Origin of the sequence: Pseudoalteromonas sp. SG44-8, from assembly GCF_014164125.1 — a bacterium.
Classification (GTDB): Bacteria; Pseudomonadota; Gammaproteobacteria; order Enterobacterales; family Alteromonadaceae; genus Pseudoalteromonas; species Pseudoalteromonas rhizosphaerae.
Window position 1 is genome coordinate 46859 of sequence record NZ_JACJEQ010000023.1, and the last position, 17503, is coordinate 64361.

Annotated in this window: 12 protein-coding genes; 3 read left to right on the forward strand and 9 right to left on the reverse strand. The window is 41.0% G+C overall.

Annotated features, from left to right (window positions below):
• Positions 1–26: 26 nt before the first annotated feature.
• On the reverse strand, positions 27–1676 hold the full coding sequence (gene pstA, locus H5163_RS15875) for a phosphate ABC transporter permease PstA (protein ID WP_145238216.1): 1650 nt from the start codon (positions 1674–1676) through the stop codon (positions 27–29).
• A gap of 14 nt (positions 1677–1690) precedes the next feature.
• Positions 1691–3925, reverse strand: coding sequence for an ABC transporter permease subunit (locus tag H5163_RS15880; RefSeq protein ID WP_145238213.1), 2235 nt, complete (start codon positions 3923–3925; stop codon positions 1691–1693).
• A 359-nt stretch (positions 3926–4284) separates the two neighbouring features.
• On the opposite strand from H5163_RS15880, the gene H5163_RS15885 reads away from it, so the two are divergent.
• From H5163_RS15885 to H5163_RS15895, 3 genes are all read left to right on the forward strand, one after another.
• Positions 4285–4791, forward strand: coding sequence for a glycine cleavage system protein R (locus H5163_RS15885; protein ID WP_145238210.1), 507 nt, complete (start codon positions 4285–4287; stop codon positions 4789–4791).
• A gap of 120 nt (positions 4792–4911) precedes the next feature.
• Positions 4912–6999 carry a polyphosphate kinase 1 gene (gene ppk1, locus H5163_RS15890; protein ID WP_145238207.1) on the forward strand — a complete coding sequence of 696 codons (2088 nt, stop codon included), beginning with the start codon at positions 4912–4914 and terminating at the stop codon, positions 6997–6999.
• The gene (locus tag H5163_RS15895) at positions 6992–8479 is read left to right on the forward strand and encodes an exopolyphosphatase (protein WP_145238204.1); all 1488 of its coding nucleotides are present in this window, start codon (positions 6992–6994) and stop codon (positions 8477–8479) included. The genes ppk1 and H5163_RS15895 overlap by 8 nt, the downstream gene beginning before the upstream one ends.
• Positions 8480–8533: 54 nt before the next feature.
• On the opposite strand, the gene H5163_RS15900 is transcribed toward H5163_RS15895, so the two are convergent.
• The 7 genes from H5163_RS15900 to H5163_RS15930 all read right to left on the reverse strand — a co-directional run bounded on the left by H5163_RS15900 (position 8534) and on the right by H5163_RS15930 (position 17454).
• On the reverse strand, positions 8534–8989 hold the full coding sequence (locus tag H5163_RS15900) for a hypothetical protein (protein ID WP_145238201.1): 456 nt from the start codon (positions 8987–8989) through the stop codon (positions 8534–8536).
• A gap of 218 nt (positions 8990–9207) precedes the next feature.
• Positions 9208–9426, reverse strand: coding sequence for a hypothetical protein (locus tag H5163_RS15905; protein ID WP_145238198.1), 219 nt, complete (start codon positions 9424–9426; stop codon positions 9208–9210).
• Positions 9427–9692: 266 nt separating this feature from the next.
• Positions 9693–10583 (reverse strand): hypothetical protein, encoded by an 891-nt coding sequence (locus H5163_RS15910; RefSeq protein WP_182735512.1) that lies wholly within the window; start codon positions 10581–10583, stop codon positions 9693–9695.
• Positions 10584–10807: 224 nt separating this feature from the next.
• Complete coding sequence (locus tag H5163_RS15915) at positions 10808–13930, reverse strand: efflux RND transporter permease subunit (RefSeq protein ID WP_182735513.1); 3123 nt, start codon at positions 13928–13930, stop codon at positions 10808–10810.
• Between the two features lie 8 nt (positions 13931–13938).
• Positions 13939–15684, reverse strand: a complete 1746-nt coding sequence (locus tag H5163_RS15920; RefSeq protein ID WP_182735514.1) for an efflux RND transporter periplasmic adaptor subunit — start codon at positions 15682–15684, stop codon at positions 13939–13941.
• The gene (locus H5163_RS15925; RefSeq protein ID WP_182732004.1) at positions 15674–16999 is read right to left on the reverse strand and encodes a TolC family protein; all 1326 of its coding nucleotides are present in this window, start codon (positions 16997–16999) and stop codon (positions 15674–15676) included. The genes H5163_RS15920 and H5163_RS15925 overlap by 11 nt, the downstream gene beginning before the upstream one ends.
• Positions 17000–17085: 86 nt before the next feature.
• Positions 17086–17454 carry a hypothetical protein gene (locus H5163_RS15930; RefSeq protein ID WP_182719192.1) on the reverse strand — a complete coding sequence of 123 codons (369 nt, stop codon included), beginning with the start codon at positions 17452–17454 and terminating at the stop codon, positions 17086–17088.
• Positions 17455–17503 lie beyond the last annotated feature (49 nt).

The following is a 17503-nucleotide window of genomic DNA, read 5'->3' on the forward strand; positions in this document are numbered from 1 at the left end:
TTTGTTACCTATAGAATCTTTACTAATTATTGATCAAGCGATCTAAATTTTTCACGTAAATGGTTACGTATGCCTATCGCGGTGATATTCAGTGTAATAATTACTGATACCAATAAGAATGCGGTGGCATACACTAGCGGACGCGCCGCTTCAACATTTGGGCTTTGGAAGCCAACATCGTATATATGAAAACCTAAATGCATGAACTTTCGATCTAGATGAAAATACGGGAAGTTACCATCGAGCGGTAATGTCGGTGCCATTTTCACCACACCCACTAGCATCAATGGTGCAACTTCGCCGGCAGCACGCGCTACCGCTAATATTAAACCGGTCATAATCGCAGGACTTGCCATTGGCACGATAATACGCCATAACGTTTCAGCTTGCGTTGCGCCCAGTGCTAAAGAGCCATGACGAACCGTACTTGGGATACGTGATAAGCCTTCTTCGGTTGATACAATCACCACAGGCAGCGTTAAAATAGCAAGCGTTAAAGCAGACCAAAGTACCCCTGGAGTACCAAATACTGGACTAGGTGCGGCTTCTGGATAAAACAATTGATCCAAACTGCCACCTAATACATAAACAAAGAATCCTAAGCCGAATACACCGTAAACAATTGAAGGAACACCAGCCAAGTTAATGACCGCGATACGGATCATCTTGGTAACCGCATTTTTAGCCGCATATTCATGTAAGTATATAGCTGCTACAACCCCAAACGGCGTTACGATTACAGCCATCAACATTACCATAAAAACAGTACCAAAGATTGCCGGGAATACACCACCTTCGGTATTAGCTTCACGCGGATCATCTGAAACAAATTTACCTAGTTGTACAAAATAGTGACCTAGCTTTGCAACAAAGCTCATGTCATTAGGAAACCAAAAATCCAAAACCTGATATAAAGGCAAAGTAACAATTTCACCGCGCATATCTTTCACGGTTACCTGATCACGCTTAGCTTGTTTGCGCAGTGCAAACAATTGCTTTTCAAGTACGCCATACTCGGCTCTTAGATCTGCACGCTGTTGCGCAAGCTCAGCCACTCGTTCATCGGTCAATGCATCATCAAGTAAATACGATTTCTCTTGTAAACGTAAACGCTCTAATTGATAGTTAATATGACCAATGTCACCGTTTTGCAAATCAAGAGCTTGCTCATTAAGCTCAACGGCACGTTCAACTAATTCTTCTAATACTTCAGTTTTATTATCGGTAATCACTTGGCCGTCTTTTATTACCTGTTCAACGTAGCCATAGAAGTTACCGTTTTTACTGCGCTCAAATACAGCTAGGGTCGCAGGCATGGTATTTGATTTTATGTCGGTTTCTAACACCCAACGAAAATCTAAATCAACGTATTCACGGTTACCGGTTTTAATTAAATAACGCTCTAGTTGCTCTTTATCATAACCAGATAAATCAACACCGGTTGCCTCAAGACGAGACTTAGGCACCATTTCACGGTCGTATATTTCACCAATTACGGTTTGCTGCGCAACCGAGCCTTGTAGCTCTAATTGCACTACTTGTGATGGCCAGAAAAAGCTTAACCCTTTCCAAGCAATCATTGCTAATAACCCTAAGACAGAAATCAAACTGATACTTACTGCACCACCTGTCATCCATATCCAAGGAGAACCTGACTTAAACCACTGCTTTAACATGTCGTGTCTCCCACTTACATCGAGCTGTATTTATCACGCAACTGCTGACGCACAAACTCAGCAATTGTGTTGAAAATAAAGGTGAATATGAACAATACAAAAGCGGCTAAGAATAAGATCCGATAGTGTGAACTTCCCACTTCCGATTCTGGCATTTCTACTGCAATATTCGCGGCCAAAGTACGCATACCTTGGAAAATACTCCAATCCATTATTGGCGTATTACCCGTTGCCATTAGTACAATCATCGTTTCACCTACGGCGCGGCCTAAGCCCATCATGACCGCAGAGAAAATACCAGGGCTGGCGGTTAATAACACCACACTAACCAAGGTTTGCCATTGTGTTGCGCCTAGCGCCAATGAACCGTTTGATAAATGCTTAGGCACACTAAATACAGCATCTTCTGCGATAGAGAAAATAGTCGGAATAACCGCAAAACCCATCGCAATACCGACTACCAGTGAATTACGTTGATCGAAAGTCAGACCCAATTCGTTAGTCAAATACTGGCGAACATTACCGTCAAACATCCACAACTCAACCACCCCGCTCATCGCAAAGGCTAACCAACCAATCAGTAACAATACTGGTATTAGTAAGATTGAGTGAGCCCCTTCAGGAACACGGTGACGAAAGCTTTCTGGTAATTTAGTCCACGCAAATGCGGTCGCTAAAATCCCCAGCGGCAGCATAAATAACAGGCCAACAATCGCAGGTAAATGCTCTTCTATCAACGGCGCAAGCCATAAGCCTGCTAAAAAACCTAAAATTACGGTTGGTAATGCTTCCATTATTTCAACCGTTGGTTTGACTACTTTACGCAATGGACCTGACATAAAATAAGCGGTATAAATTGCTGCAGAGAGCGCAATCGGCACTGCGAATAGCATCGCATATAAAGCAGCTTTTATAGTACCAAATGAAATTGGCACTAAAGAAAACTTAGCTTCAAAGTCATCACCGGCAGACGTTGATTGCCAAATATAACCCGGCTCTGGATAACCCTCATACCACACTTCTTGCCACAAGGCTGACCAAGTCACCTCAGGGTGTTCATTGTGAATTTCAACCACGGTTAATTTGTCATCAGCTAGAATAAGTGCCGCATTTGAGCGTGGTGCAATAGCAAAGTTTTCAATCGGACCTTCACTGATTTTACCTTGCCATAGTTTTGCTTCGCTGGTGGTGTAATACACGCCTAACTCACCATTAGAACTGGTGGTAAAGAACGTACGGCGATAAAACTCAGTGAATATATCTAGCTTAGGCTGCTTTGAGGTTTCAAACGCGCGTATTTTTTGATATTCACGGCCATCGTCAGTATTAATTTCAAACCACTGCGAAACTTCACCATTGTCATTCGCTAGCATCAGCGAGTTAGCTCCGGCTAATAATTGCGCCGAAACCAAGTTGGCATTTTCTTCATTCGCCGCAAGCATTTGGATCAGCTCAACCTCGCTTGGATTACGAGTATCGTAAACATAAATTTGATTTGCTGAGCGAACAAAAGTACGGGTGGTATCTGGCGACATTAGGAGTTGGTCTACGCGCCCTTCAACATCAAGTTCAGTGCGTTCTACAACCCATTCAACTTCACCGCTGAACATGTTTTCTTCAGCAACAAAGCTGCTAAAAATCACACGTTTGTCAGCCGTTTGTGCCACAACAGCGGTTTTATCTTCATAATGACTAAATGCAAATTGTTTAATGGCAGCACCATTGTCGTCAACCTGCAATGTTTTTTCACCAAGTGGATAACCCAAACGTGGGGTTAATTTACGTTCGTTATTAGGAAAGGTAACTAAGAATTTAGGTGACACTATCATCACCGAACCATTTTCTAGTCCGTATGCGTAATGCCCTTGAAATGGCGCGCTGGTTGCAAAACTACTCACTTCGCTGTCAAGTGGCACAACTAAGCTAGCAAGCTTTTTACCAAAGCCCTTTTTCTCAACACTGTAATAATCAACCTTACCTTGTTTGCTCAGTAAAAAAGCAATTTCTGTTTGCTCTTCAACACCTAAGCCAACAATTTGTTCAGCATCGCTAAGCGCAAAACTATCGCGCGTTTCTACCTTCGCTGATTCAAAAATAGGTTGCACAACATACAATAAATAGAAGAATATCAATAGCAAAGCTATTAATACCATAATACCGCCAGCGGTAATGCTAAATTTGGCAAACCGATCTTTAAATAGACGGCTTCTATCCGTATTAAAAGACGGTTTATTCGGATTGGAAGTCATCAAAACACCTATAAATCTTAACGTTGGATAGATTATATTTCACCAAGATGACAGTATTGTTACAAACGTCATAATTGCTAAGACTTTGTTGTGGTATTCATCATAAAAAAACAAACAATGTTTATATTCAATAACTTGAAAAACTTTCAACTTAGTGCTTTATTATTGATAAACAAAAGTTTAGATAATTCAGACTGTAAACTCACACTATTTTACTGTTTTTAAATTGAACTATTGGCAAAAAAATTGGACAAATTTGGGGACTGAGTCAATACTCAATCCGGTTCTTTTTAATATAACAATAATTTCATGCCTGGGCATTTATTATTTAATTACGGCACTCTTTAGGAATTATCTATATGAAGCAATTGGTTATAACTATTTTGGGACAAGATCGTCCAGGACTTGTAGAAGACATCTCATCTGCAATTTTAAATCATAATGGTAACTGGTTAACCAGTAACTTAAGCCATTTAGCCGGTCACTTTGCTGGCATCATTGAAGTAGCTGTGCCAGCAGAGCATCTGCAAGAATTACAAGACGCATTGCATGGCTTACCACAATTAGAAGTACGGATTGAAACAGGCGCGCATGAACTACCAGACACACCTGCTGAACAGCTTAATTTTGTGATAACTGGTAATGACCGACCAGGTATTATTCAAGAACTTGCAGGAGTATTGCGTCACAAAGGGGCTAATATCACTCACTTAAACTCTAAGCAGCAAAGCGCACCAAACTGGGGACTACCAATTTTCAGCGCCGTAGCAACTGTTGCCTTGCCTTCAGGCATGAATAAAGACGAAGTTGTTGCTGCACTCGAAGCAATTACATCCGACTTAATTGTTGATATTGAAGACGCTTAAGCCACAGCTAAAATTCATCTCTTATAGCTAGATAAACATGTCATAAAAGTGACATGTTTGTCATTTTTATGTCATCTAATTACTTTATATTTTGTTCAGTTGCTATCCAAGGAATAGAATATGAACGCCTGCGCTGATGCGTCTCAAACGATTAATTATTTTGCCCCAGAGTTAAGTTGGCTGTCTTTTAACGATCGCGTTTTACAAGAAGCTAAAGATAAAAATAACCCAATTATTGAACGTATTCGTTTTTTGGGGATCTTCTCAAACAATTTAGATGAATTTTTCAGAGTCCGTGTTGCCGATGTAAAACGACGTATTCTATTAAATAAACTACCAGATACTAATTTTGATGAAGATGAAATTTTACTGACCCAAATTCAGCAAAAGGTTTTGCAGCTTGGTAAAAAATTTAACGTTATTCATCAGCAAATTCTCGATGATTTAAATACCCACAACATTCATGTTGACCGTCCCGAGCAACTTAGTGAATTTCATATTAACTGGCTAAAAATATTTTTTCATGACAATGTATTACAGCATATATCGCCTATAATGCTAGATGAAAATAAAGACTTCTCAGATCATATTAACGATACAATGACGTACTTGTTTGTCGAAATGTTTAACGACAAAAGTCATTATGCGATGTTAGAAGTCCCTACCGATCGCGTACCACGCTTTGTAATTTTACCACCCGAAAAAACCCGTCGTCATAAAACTATTGTGATGTTAGATGACATTATTTTGTTTTTTTTAAGTGACGTATTTAGCAGTTTTTTTAGTTTTACTGAGATCCAAGGCTACGCAATCAAGCTGACCCGTGATGCAGAATACAACCTAGATGACGAACTAGAAGAAGGTATTTTAGATAAGATGTCTAAGGGCCTAAAACAGCGTATTTATGCCGAGCCGGTGCGCTTAGTATACGACCAAGCGATGCCCGAGCCAATGCTCAAAGTAATGAAAAAACGCTTAGGTGTTACTCATCACGATGCGTTGATCCCCGGTGGTCGCTATCGTAACTTTAGAGACTTTATTGGTTTTCCCAATGTTGGTCGGCAATATTTAGAAAACAAATCATTACCGGCTTTGCAAAGCACTGCATTTAATAATCATGCCAGTGTGTTTGCTGCAATTAGTCAGCAAGATATTCTACTTTATTATCCATATCATACATTTAATCATCTACTGGAATATGTTCGCCAAGCAGCATTTGACCCTCGAGTAACACAAATTAAAGTAAACATTTATCGTGTTGCGAGTAAATCTCGATTAATTTCATCACTGATCAACGCGGCAAAAAATGGCAAAAAAGTCACCGTTATGGTGGAGCTAAAAGCACGCTTTGATGAACAAAATAATATTGAGTGGGCAAAAGTACTCAGTGGCGCAGGTATTAAAGTTATTTTTGGTATACCAGCTCTTAAAGTACACAGTAAGTTATGTATTATTCATCGTCGTGAAAAAGGTCAAATAGTAAAGTACGCGCACATTGGCACTGGTAATTTTCACGAAAAAACCGCCAAAATTTATACAGACTTTAGTTTATTTACTAAACATCAAGGTATTTGTGACGAAAGTGATAGCGTATTTAAGTTTATTGAAAGCAGTTATAAACCGTTTATGTTCGAACATTTGATGATTTCGCCAGTGAACGCTCGACAGCTGTTGCTTGGTTTAATTCACCAAGAAATAACCCATGTTGAAAATGGCCACACCGGTAAAATAACATTAAAAATAAATAACTTAGTAGATAAAGAACTGGTTGATTGTTTGTACTTGGCCGCTCGTAGCGGTGTTAAAATTCGCATTATTGTCCGTGGTATGTGTTCCTTAGTGCCAGGACTCAATAATTTTAGCGACAACATTCGGGTAATTAGTATCGTCGATCGCTTTTTAGAGCACCCGCGAGTTATGATCTTTGGTAATAATGGGGATGAAAAAGTCTATATTTCATCTGCAGATTGGATGACACGTAATCTTGATCATCGAGTTGAAGTTGGCGTGCCTATTTATGATGAAAAACTAAAACAACTCATTGTTGACGTACTTGAACTGCAATTTAAAGATCGTACCAAAGCGAGAATCATTGATAGCGAACAGAAAAATCATTATGTTAGACGCGGTAATCGTAAAAAAATACGTTCGCAAATAGCTATTTATGATCACTTAAAAAAATGGGAAGGCAATTACAATAATGAATGATTATCCCTCAATAGCTGCGGTTGACTTAGGCTCAAACAGCTTTCATTTAGTGGTCGCAAGAGAAGTGGATGGCTCTTTGCAAATTCTCCACAAAGAAAAACAACGCGTTTACTTAGCCGATGGCTTAGATGAAAAAAACCAATTAAGTCAAATGGCTATCGATAGAGCATTAACGATATTAAAGCAGTTTGCTACTACGCTACAAGACTTCCCTGCGAGCAATGTAAAAATTGCTGCAACTTATACATTACGAAGAGCTAAAAATATTAATTCATTTTTAACTCAGGCAAATAGAGTTTTTCCTTATCATATTGATGTGATCTCAGGTCAAGAAGAAGCCCGCTTAATCTATCAAGGTGTTGCTCATTATGTTCATCACGATGAAAACCGTTTAGTTATTGATATTGGCGGCGGTAGTACCGAGCTAATTATTGGCAAGCATTTTAAACATAAGCTGCTCTCTAGCCGTAATATGGGCTGCGTAAGCTATACCAAGCAATTTTTTGCCGATGGTATTATTAACGATAAACGCTTTAGCAAAGCACAAATAAAAGCAGAGCAAGAACTTGAGGTTATTTTTGCCAATTACGTCAGCGCAGGCTGGCAATCGGTAGTGGGGACGTCAGGCACCATTAAATCAATATTAGCCATGATCAACGCTAATGACCCTGAACAAAAAAATATCACACAGGAGCGATTGCTCGAACTTAAAACTCAGTTTATAGCCGCTAAAACTATCGATAACTTACTTATTGAAGGTTTAAGCCCGGAGCGTCAAGTAAGTATTTGCGGTGGCTTAGCTATTTTACTCGCGATTTTTCAGCTGTTTAATATTACCGAAATGGATTACAGCGACTTTTCACTACGTGAAGGTTTACTGCATGAAATGCAGCAAAAGTTAGCGCTTAAAGATATACGCACCAATACCATAGCTAATTTAAGCGAAAGAAACACAATAGATAAAGTACATGCACAACGTGTTGCAAATACTGCCGATTGGTTATTCCTACAAGTACAAAAAGAATGGCAGCTCGACTCATTAGATAATCATCAATTATTAGTGTGGGCAGCGCAATTACACGAAGTGGGTTTAGGTATTAACTCATCAGGCTTACACAAACATAGTGCTTATGTTGTTGAAAATAGTCAGCTGCCAGGATTTACTCAACAACAGCAAACATTATTAAGCTGTATGATACGGTTTTACCGTAAAAAAATTCGTTTAGAAGAATTTCCAACTTTACTCTCGGTGCCCCACTTTCAAATATTACAATTAATTGTATTACTCAGACTAGCTATATTATTAAATCAAAAACGCCTTAACGATCAACATCAAGAGTTAGCAGTGTCAGTAAAAGGCAATAGTATGCTATTGCAGTTCCCAGCTGATTGGCTCAATGAACAAACCTTGCTTCATGCTGATTTACAACAAGAGCAAAAATATTTGAAGAAAGTAGGCTTTTTAATCGACTTTGTGTGATTTACAGACATGGCTGAATTTGGATAGCATGCGCTATCCAAATTAGATCTTCTATTACATATCCATATGACGATTAGCACTTTGCATCATTTGCTTTAATCCTTGATGTTCAAGCTCCAGCAATTGAGATAGTTTCTCTTTACCTGTTGGCGTTTCTGCACGACTAAGTAAGTATTGATAAAGATTGATCACCTTTTGATGCTGATCTGATATATAACCTTGCATGGCTTGCTCATCAACACGCGTATCACGGTTTAAATCTGTAAAATTAATCAGTTCAGAGTTTTCAGCAAAGTACTCGTAACAATAAGTATCTAAGGTATTGATCTCCGTGATGGCTTTAAAACCAACTAAATCCTCAGCCAACTTTTTTTCGTACTTAACAAAATAGTCTGCCAGCATTTGGTTATGCTCTGCTAAATCGTCTCTGAGACTAAAAAAATTTGCCGCCATTTGGGTATGAAATAGTACAGTCCAGTCGTACACTTCTTGTATTGTTTTAACTTGCATGTGCGTTCCTTAATTAACCCTAGTAACCATACTCCTGCGTAAAACGTGCCAATAAAAAGTTAAATTAAAACAGAGAGATATTGAAAGTAAATCACCCAAACTCGTATAAGTTACAAGTCATAGGGTAATTTTTATAGGGTGAAACTCTAGGACAGGCTAAAAGCTAATGCTTTAGGGGCGTTTAGGCTATATTTTTATTTTGGATAAATTCGCACTTTTCATTTTAACCCATTCACAAAAACAATACCTATATCATTAGCGCTCTTACGATCAATCAAGCCTTTGCTACCATTAAAATCAACAAAAAAGTAGAATTCACCATCATGACCTGAAAATAACTTACGAATGAAGCTATTTTCCAAATGGAGAAGGCGCCCAGTAAATGAGAGTTTGCCACTTACCTCCTCATCACCAAGCAGAACTAAAATAAATGACAACTTATAATCCTTTGCAAATTCATAGAGGTAAGAATTTCTTAGCTCGAAAGTAGCAAGCTGTTCACCTTTAAATTCATAATCAAACGGTTCGAAACAGTGATTAAATAAATTGTAAAATCATAAAAAAAATAAAGAAGATAAAACAACAAAACCTACGATAATATAAGCCTTCATAAATACTCCATACCATGCATAAAAATACAAATCGACTTTCGTGATTAAACAATATCCTTCGGCTCTTTTATATCGCAAGTTGAAATCCACAACTAGACTAACAATGCTTTTTCATCAAAGCCTTGCTCATGCAACTTGGCAACTAGCTGTTCAAGCACGTCATCTTTTTGAGGCGCTACAGGCGCCGTTAATAGTAAAGCAGTAACATTGCCAAAACCAGGGTGCTCAAAATCAGGATTATCAAGGCCATGTTGTGCTCTTAGCGTTAACAGCATAAGTGCGGCATAAGGTGTAAATTGCCAATTCATATTGTCAAACTCAAAAAACATCTTACTCGGTGGTGATGCTACCTGAGCGACTTGATCGTCACATAACTGATTAAGATAAGTGGTGATTTTTGTTAAATCATTACTATCCCAGTTATCTAAAATAGCTTGGTAAGCAAAATCATCAACGATCGGTTTTAAGGTATTGCCACCTTTTACCTTATCAAACAGCAAGATAATAAAATCACCAATATGACTTTTTGATCTATTCACCCAATGCTTCATGTAGCCCGTTTGAAATAACGTATAAATTTGGCAAGCATAATCATTATTATGCAATATAACTGCAATACTTAGCTGGAATACAGATTCTGGTGGCACTAGCCTTAAGGGTTCACGGCTAAAGCGATATGTAAAGCGCTTTAGCTTATAACTTTTTGTTACAAGCAGGTAATATCCATAACTTAAGCATATACTTAACTTACCTAAATCAAGTAAACTTTTTTCTACAAAACTAGCTTGTGCATCCATCTCATAATAATTACATGGAATTGACAACTCTGTATTTAATACCTCCCAGTTAAAGAATGGCAATTTATCGTTAAGCGGTACACCACTTTCCGCTTCTCCTTGCTCAATATAGAAATTAAGCTCTTTTGTATTATTTATATAAACTTTTCTATATTTTTCAGGATTTTTTTTTAGATAACTGCTCATGCTGAATTAAGCCGTTGCTAAAATCAGCCAACTCCCAAAGCGCTAACGCTTTGGGAAAGCTATGGGGCAAAAAGTTGATATTTAAATATAAACTCATTTACCTGTGTACTCCTTAATGACTCTATTGACCTACAAAAATTGTGAGGTAGTCGCAGTACCTGTTTTACGAGATTCTGCGACTATGGTCAAACAAAGTTTGATGGACTCTGTATTTTTAATTCAACTTACGAATTTAGGCCCCGCTTTCGCCATAACAAATACACTGCGGGTAATACGAGCAAGGTTAATACAATCGCACTAAACATACCGCCGACCATCGGCGCGGCGATGCGGCTCATTACTTCACTGCCGGTGCCTGTGCCGTAAAGTACGGGGAGCAAACCGATTATAATAGTGGCGACTGTCATCATCACTGGGCGTACTCGCAGGCCTGCGCCTTCGACTATGGCTTGTTTAAGCTCCGCAAAACTAAGCGTTGTACCTGCTAGCTTGGCTTGAGCACACTTTTCTTGGTAGGCTTGATTTAAGTACACCAGCATAATCACGCCAATTTCCACCGCGACCCCAGCAAGGGCAATAAAGCCCACCCCCACGGCGACTGAGAAGTTAAAGCCCTCTAAGTACATTAACCAGATGCCTCCGATCATCGCCAGCGGTAAGGTTGCTATTATAATTGCCACTTCTACAAAGCTTCTAAAGTTGAGGTACAACAACACAATTATAATCGCTAAGGTCAGTGGTAATACATAGGCGAGCTTTTCTTTCGCACGTTCCATGTATTCATATTGCCCTGCCCAGGTTATTGAATAACCTGCTGGTAGCACTAGCTTTTCGTCAAGCACTTTGCGCGCATTGTCGACATAACTACCAATATCAATGCCATCAATATCAATAAAGCTCCAGCCGTTTAAGCGGGCATTTTCGCTTTTTATGCCCGGCGGACCATCTTCAATAAATACGTCAGCCACATCGGCAAGAGCAATGCGTTGCCCTGCAGGGGTGACTATTGGCAATAGCATCAGTTCTTCGGGCGAATCCCGGTAGTCTTGCGGATAACGTAAGTTTACCGGGTAACGCTCTTGCCCTTCGACCGTTTCGGTTACATTCATGCCGCCAATTGCGGTGGCAACCACTTGCTGCACATCGGCAATATTTAAGCTGTAACGGGCGGCTTTTTCACGGTTGATATCGACCTTGATATAACGCCCACCTGCTACTCGCTCAGAGTAAACGGAAGCCGTGCCGGGTACATCTTTAAGTAACACTTCAATCTGCTGACCAATTTTTTGAATCTCGCTCAAATTTGGTCCCGCAACTTTAATGCCCACAGGGGTTTTAATCCCAGTTGCCAGCATATCAATACGAGTTTTGATCGGCATCACCCATGCATTAGTCAGGCCTGGAAACTTCACTAAGCCGTCGAGTTCTTTTTTCAACTTGTCTAAGGTCATGCCTTCGCGCCACTGATCTTTTGGCTTGAGCTGAATAAAGGTTTCAATCATGGTCAGTGGCGCAGGATCGGTTGCTGTTTCTGCCCGGCCGACTTTACCAAACACGGTTAACACCTCTGGCACTGTGGCGATGAGCTTATCGGTTTGTTGTAAAATCTCGCGCGCTTTCCCAATCGATAAACCAGGATAAGTCGTCGGCATATACATTAAATCGCCTTCATCCAGCGGCGGAATAAACTCACTGCCAATTTTATTGACCGGATAAAAGCCAATAACAGCGACCACCACAGCCAGTACTAAAGTCATTTTAGGGAACCGCAAAACCGTGTTCAGCAGCGGCTTGTAAGCATTCACTAGCAAGCGGTTTACTGGGTTGTTTTGCTCAGAAATAACTTTGCCGCGTATAAAGTAACCCATTAATACCGGTACTAAAGTGATTGCCAAGCCCGCAGATGCGGCCATGGCATAGGTTTTAGTGTACGCTAACGGAGCAAACATCCGGCCTTCTTGGGCTTCTAAAATAAACACTGGCATAAAGCTCACGGTAATAATCATTAAGCTAAAAAACAGCGCTGGACCGACTTCACTGGCAGCATCGGTGACAACTTGCCAGCGGTTTTCATCGGTTAGTGGCGTTTTTTCCATGTGTTTATGCATGTTTTCGATCATTACAATCGCGCCGTCGGTCATCGCGCCAATGGCGATAGCAATACCACCGAGCGACATTATATTGGCGTTTATGCCTTGCCAATACATGATGATAAATGCCGTTAATATTCCCAGCGGTAAAGTGATAATTGCCACCAAGGACGAGCGTACATGGAACAAAAATACGATGCAAATAAGCGCCACTACCACTAGCTCTTCAAATAGTTTGCTGGTGAGGTTATCCACTGCATTTTTGATCAGATTAGAGCGGTCATACACAGGCACAATTTCTACCCCATCGGGTAAGCCTTTCTTGAGTGATTCAAGCTTTGCTTTCACCAGCTCTATGGTTTTTTGTGCGTTTTCGCCATAGCGCATCACCACTACGCCACCAGCTACTTCGCCCTCGCCGTTTAGCTCAGCAATGCCACGGCGCATTTGTGGCCCAAGGCGAATATCGGCTACATCGCGTAATTGCAGCGGTGTGCCGTTGGCATTCACCCCAAGTGGAATTGCCTCTAAATCAGCGACGCTTTTTATATAACCGGTGCTGGTTACCATGTATTCGGCTTCGGCCATTTCCACCACCGAAGCGCCCATTTCTTGGTTACCTTGCTTAATTGCGGTTTGAATTAAACTCAGTGGTATACCATAAGCACGCAGTTTATCTGGCTCTACATTGACTTGATATTGCTTCACCATACCGCCCACTGAGGCCACTTCTGACACCCCTGGTACGGTTTGCAATTCAAACTTTAAAAACCAATCTTGCAAGCTGCGTAACTGGCTAATGTCGTGCTGATTGGTTTTATCCACCAGCGCGTATAAATAAATCCAACCTACACCGGTGGCATCTGGGCCCAGCTCTGCGGTTGCGCTGTCGGGCAAGCGGCTTGCTACTTGACTTAAATACTCTTGCACTCGACTTCTAGCCCAGTAAAGATCGGTGTTTTCATCAAAGATGACATATACGTAGGAATCACCAAAAAATGAAAAACCACGTACTGTTTGCGCCCCGGGTACTGAGAGCATCGCGGTGGTAAGTGGGAAAGTAACCTGATCTTGCACCACCTGTGGCGCTTGCCCTGGGTATGAGGTTTTTACAATCACCTGCACATCGGATAAATCAGGTAAGGCATCAACTGGGGTATTTTTTACCGCAAATAAACCACTGCCAATGAGTATTGCTGTTAGCAATAATACAAAAAAGCGATTGGTAACGGACCAACGAATAACTGCTGCTATCATAAAGCCTCCTAATGTCCGTCATGCGATGACATAGCGCTATTGTCACTTGTTCGCATGCTTGATTCAGTATCGATACGCTGGATCACGAACTCACCATCTTGCACACTAAAAGTAAATTTCAGCTGTTGCTTCGGCTCAAGGCTACTTAAATCAATATGTTCAGCAAACATAAATTCCATAGTGGCCGGATCTCGGTGCCATTTCTCAATTGCACCACGGCTAATATTGGCAGTGCGCTGGGCTTTATTAATGCTGTTGATAGTACCGGTTACGGTCGCCATATTTTGCGCTTCGCTCATCATATGGGTGGAATCCATAATATGAATGCCGCTAATCATATAACTGCTATCGGCTTTTTTAGTCAACTCAAAATGCAGTGTTTGCCCAGCTTGCAGCGCTTGAAAATCAACGCTATCGGCAACCGTAAAGTCCATTTTCATACTAGGCCAATCGAGCTCTTCAATAGGGTCATGGCTGATATTCACCATACGGTGACCTGCCATTACACTATTAACGACTCCTTTGCCCCACACGCTAGTGGTAGCTTCTGGTGTTTGCATGCGCTTAAAATCAGAGCTTTTGCTGGATTCTGAATCTAACAAGAATTGCGCTGACGTCACCACTTCATCATCGGCTTTAACGCCCGCTAAAATAACGGCGTTATGGCTATCACTGCGGCCCAGTTCGACTGCCACCGATTTAAAGCGTCCTTCGCCTAAAGCGATAACAACACGGTCTTGGGAACCGGTGCGGATCACCGCTTCTTTAGGTACTATAAGTTGTTGCTCAGCAGCTTTAGCATGGATGCTTACTTGCGCAAACATATTCGGTTTTAGTTGGTGATCTTGATTATTAAAGCGTAAACGCACCCGCAAAGTACGGTTTTTGGCATCCAATGTTGGGTAAATATAATCGACCTTACCGCGCCAGCTTTGTCCGGCAATATAATCTAGAGTCATAGTCACCGGTAAACCGACTTCAATAAGCTGCGCTTGCCGCTCGAATACTTCGGCTTCTACCCAAACTTCATCAAGTTGAGCAATACTCATCATTGAGGTGCCTGGCTTGACATAAAAACCTTCGCGCACATTAAGTTCATCAACCACACCACTTTGGCGAGCATAGAAGGTAATATTTTGCATCACCTTTTTATTAACTTGTAGGCGCTCGACAAAACCATCCGACACATTCAATGCTTTTAAGCGCGCTTTGGCTGCACGAATAAGCACGGTGTTATTACGATCAACAGCCAGTACAAATTCTTCTTGAGCATTTACCAGTTGCGGAGAGTATAAGGTATACAGCGGTTCCCCTTGTTTTACCTGATCGCCAGCGGCTTTAACGTACAGCGTTTCTATCCAGCCTTCTACACGCGGGTGAATATGCACTAACTGATCTTGATTGTATTGTACGTAGCCCACCGTTTTTACTTCACTTTGCAGTGCCTTGAGCTGTACTTTAGCCGTTCTAACCCCTAAATTATTAACAACAGCAGGGGAAATTGTCACTGCACCGGGACCATCTTGATTGTTGTCAGCTACTTCACTATACACAGGTACTAAGTCCATCCCCATTGGTGAAAGCCCTGGTGCATCACGGCGATAATTACTATCCATAGGCGCAACCCAATATAATGGTTTTTTCTCTGCGCTGATCACCTCGGGTTCTGTACTACTACCAAAAAAATACAAGCCACTAGCAGATATTCCTGCACCTATAAGTACTGCGATAAGCAATTTTAAATTAGTGTTCACGGTGCTCTCCTGCTAATTGCTCAACCATCACAGCAGCATCTTTGCTACTAGCGTAATAATTCAGGCGAGCAATAATAATTTGTTGATCAATCTCTATATTTAACGCATCAATTTTGGCATTCAGTTCGCTGATACGGGCGCGCATTACTTCTGAAAAGTCACCATCATCACGGGTATAAGCATTTAATGTAGCTTGTGCTTGCTCTGCCATTTGTGGCAATAATTTAGTTTGATAAAGTGCATCACGCTTTGCTAATTGGGGCAACTGACTAAACTCTTTAAAATACATCCCTTGTAGCTTTTGTAATGCAATTAGTTTTTGAGTTTTCACCGCCTCAGCCATAGCTATCGCCGCATTAACTTGTTGGTCTTGGCGGTTATCAGTAAATAGTGGTAAATCAACACTCACACCAACTGAAAACAGATCCGCTCGGGAATCCCCCATTGGCGTATCATCGCGATAACCATAGCCCATATTTACCCCAAACTGCGGTTTATAGCCTTGTTTTGCCACCTCAACTTCTGTTTGTTTAGCCGCTACTGTTTTATCAAGCGCGACAATCGCTGGATGCGCCATTAATAATGGCATCAACTGTGCAAATTCAAGCTGCGCAAAATCAACTAAAGGCGCTATATCATGACGTTTTGCGCTGACAGGCTGAGTTAACATGTTGATTGGTAACCATTGCGATAAACGCTTTTTCGCGCTTTCGAACTGCTGCTCTAACATCACTAATTTATCTTCAAGGCGGGTTAACTCTAGCTGCGCTCGAATAATATCTTGTTGGCGGGTGTTACCTACTGAGCTGGCATAACTCGATTCAGTAATATCAATAAGTTGCGAGAACAATGCTTTATCTTGCTCAATTAACGCAATACTTTGCTGGGCACGATACGCATTGAGCCAAGATTCAATAACAATGGTTTTTACTTGAGCGAGTCTGTCGGCTCGTAGCCAAGGATATTGCTGCGCTGACTGCGCTAACGCATGCTGCTTAAGCGCTAAGCTATCGCCACGGCTAAACATTTGGCTCACGCCAACTTTTAATTGGGTCATGCCTTCTTGGTCAAAAGCAAAACCGTCGGTGGGTAAATTCATTAAGCCCACCGTTAATACTGGATCCGGCAGTGTGCCTGCCGCTAAACTTTGTGCTTGTATAGCAGCTTGTTGATATTTGCTGGCGGTTAGCCATGGCTCATTATCAAGTGCATAGCTGAGCGCTTCATCAAGGCTTAATTCATTACTGTGTGCTGGAATTGCAGTTGTTAGCATAAGCGCTAAAAAACTGACTTTAAATACTGCGAAGTGATTCATCACTTACTCCACTAAAATTAAAAGACAACTAAATTTAGGGGCAGAAAAGGTGATTTAGGTAAATTTTAGACGCACCTATCCTGCAATTAAGCAGGCATAGGAGGGCGATACAGTGAACTGGCTATACGATGTTGATTTTGCGGGATATAAAGTTGTACTTTTTCAGACGTCGTCAGTATAACGGTAACTAACACACTCATGTTTAACATTGAGTGAGTACTGCAGGCGCTCATTGGACAACCACACTCTTGATTAGCGGTTGCGTCATCGTCACAACAATCCATGTTCATCATACCCGCAGACATGTCGTGATGCATATCACTACTATCAGCCATAGTTGCTTGCGGTTGACTCATGTGTGGCATATCACAACTCATAGTTACAGACGCAACCGCTTGACCCACTAAAGTGAGCAATAAAACGACTGTGAATAAACTAATATAAATGCGTTGCAAAAAAGTGCCTTTTATAAATTAGGTTCTAGGTTCTAGGTTCTAGGTTCTA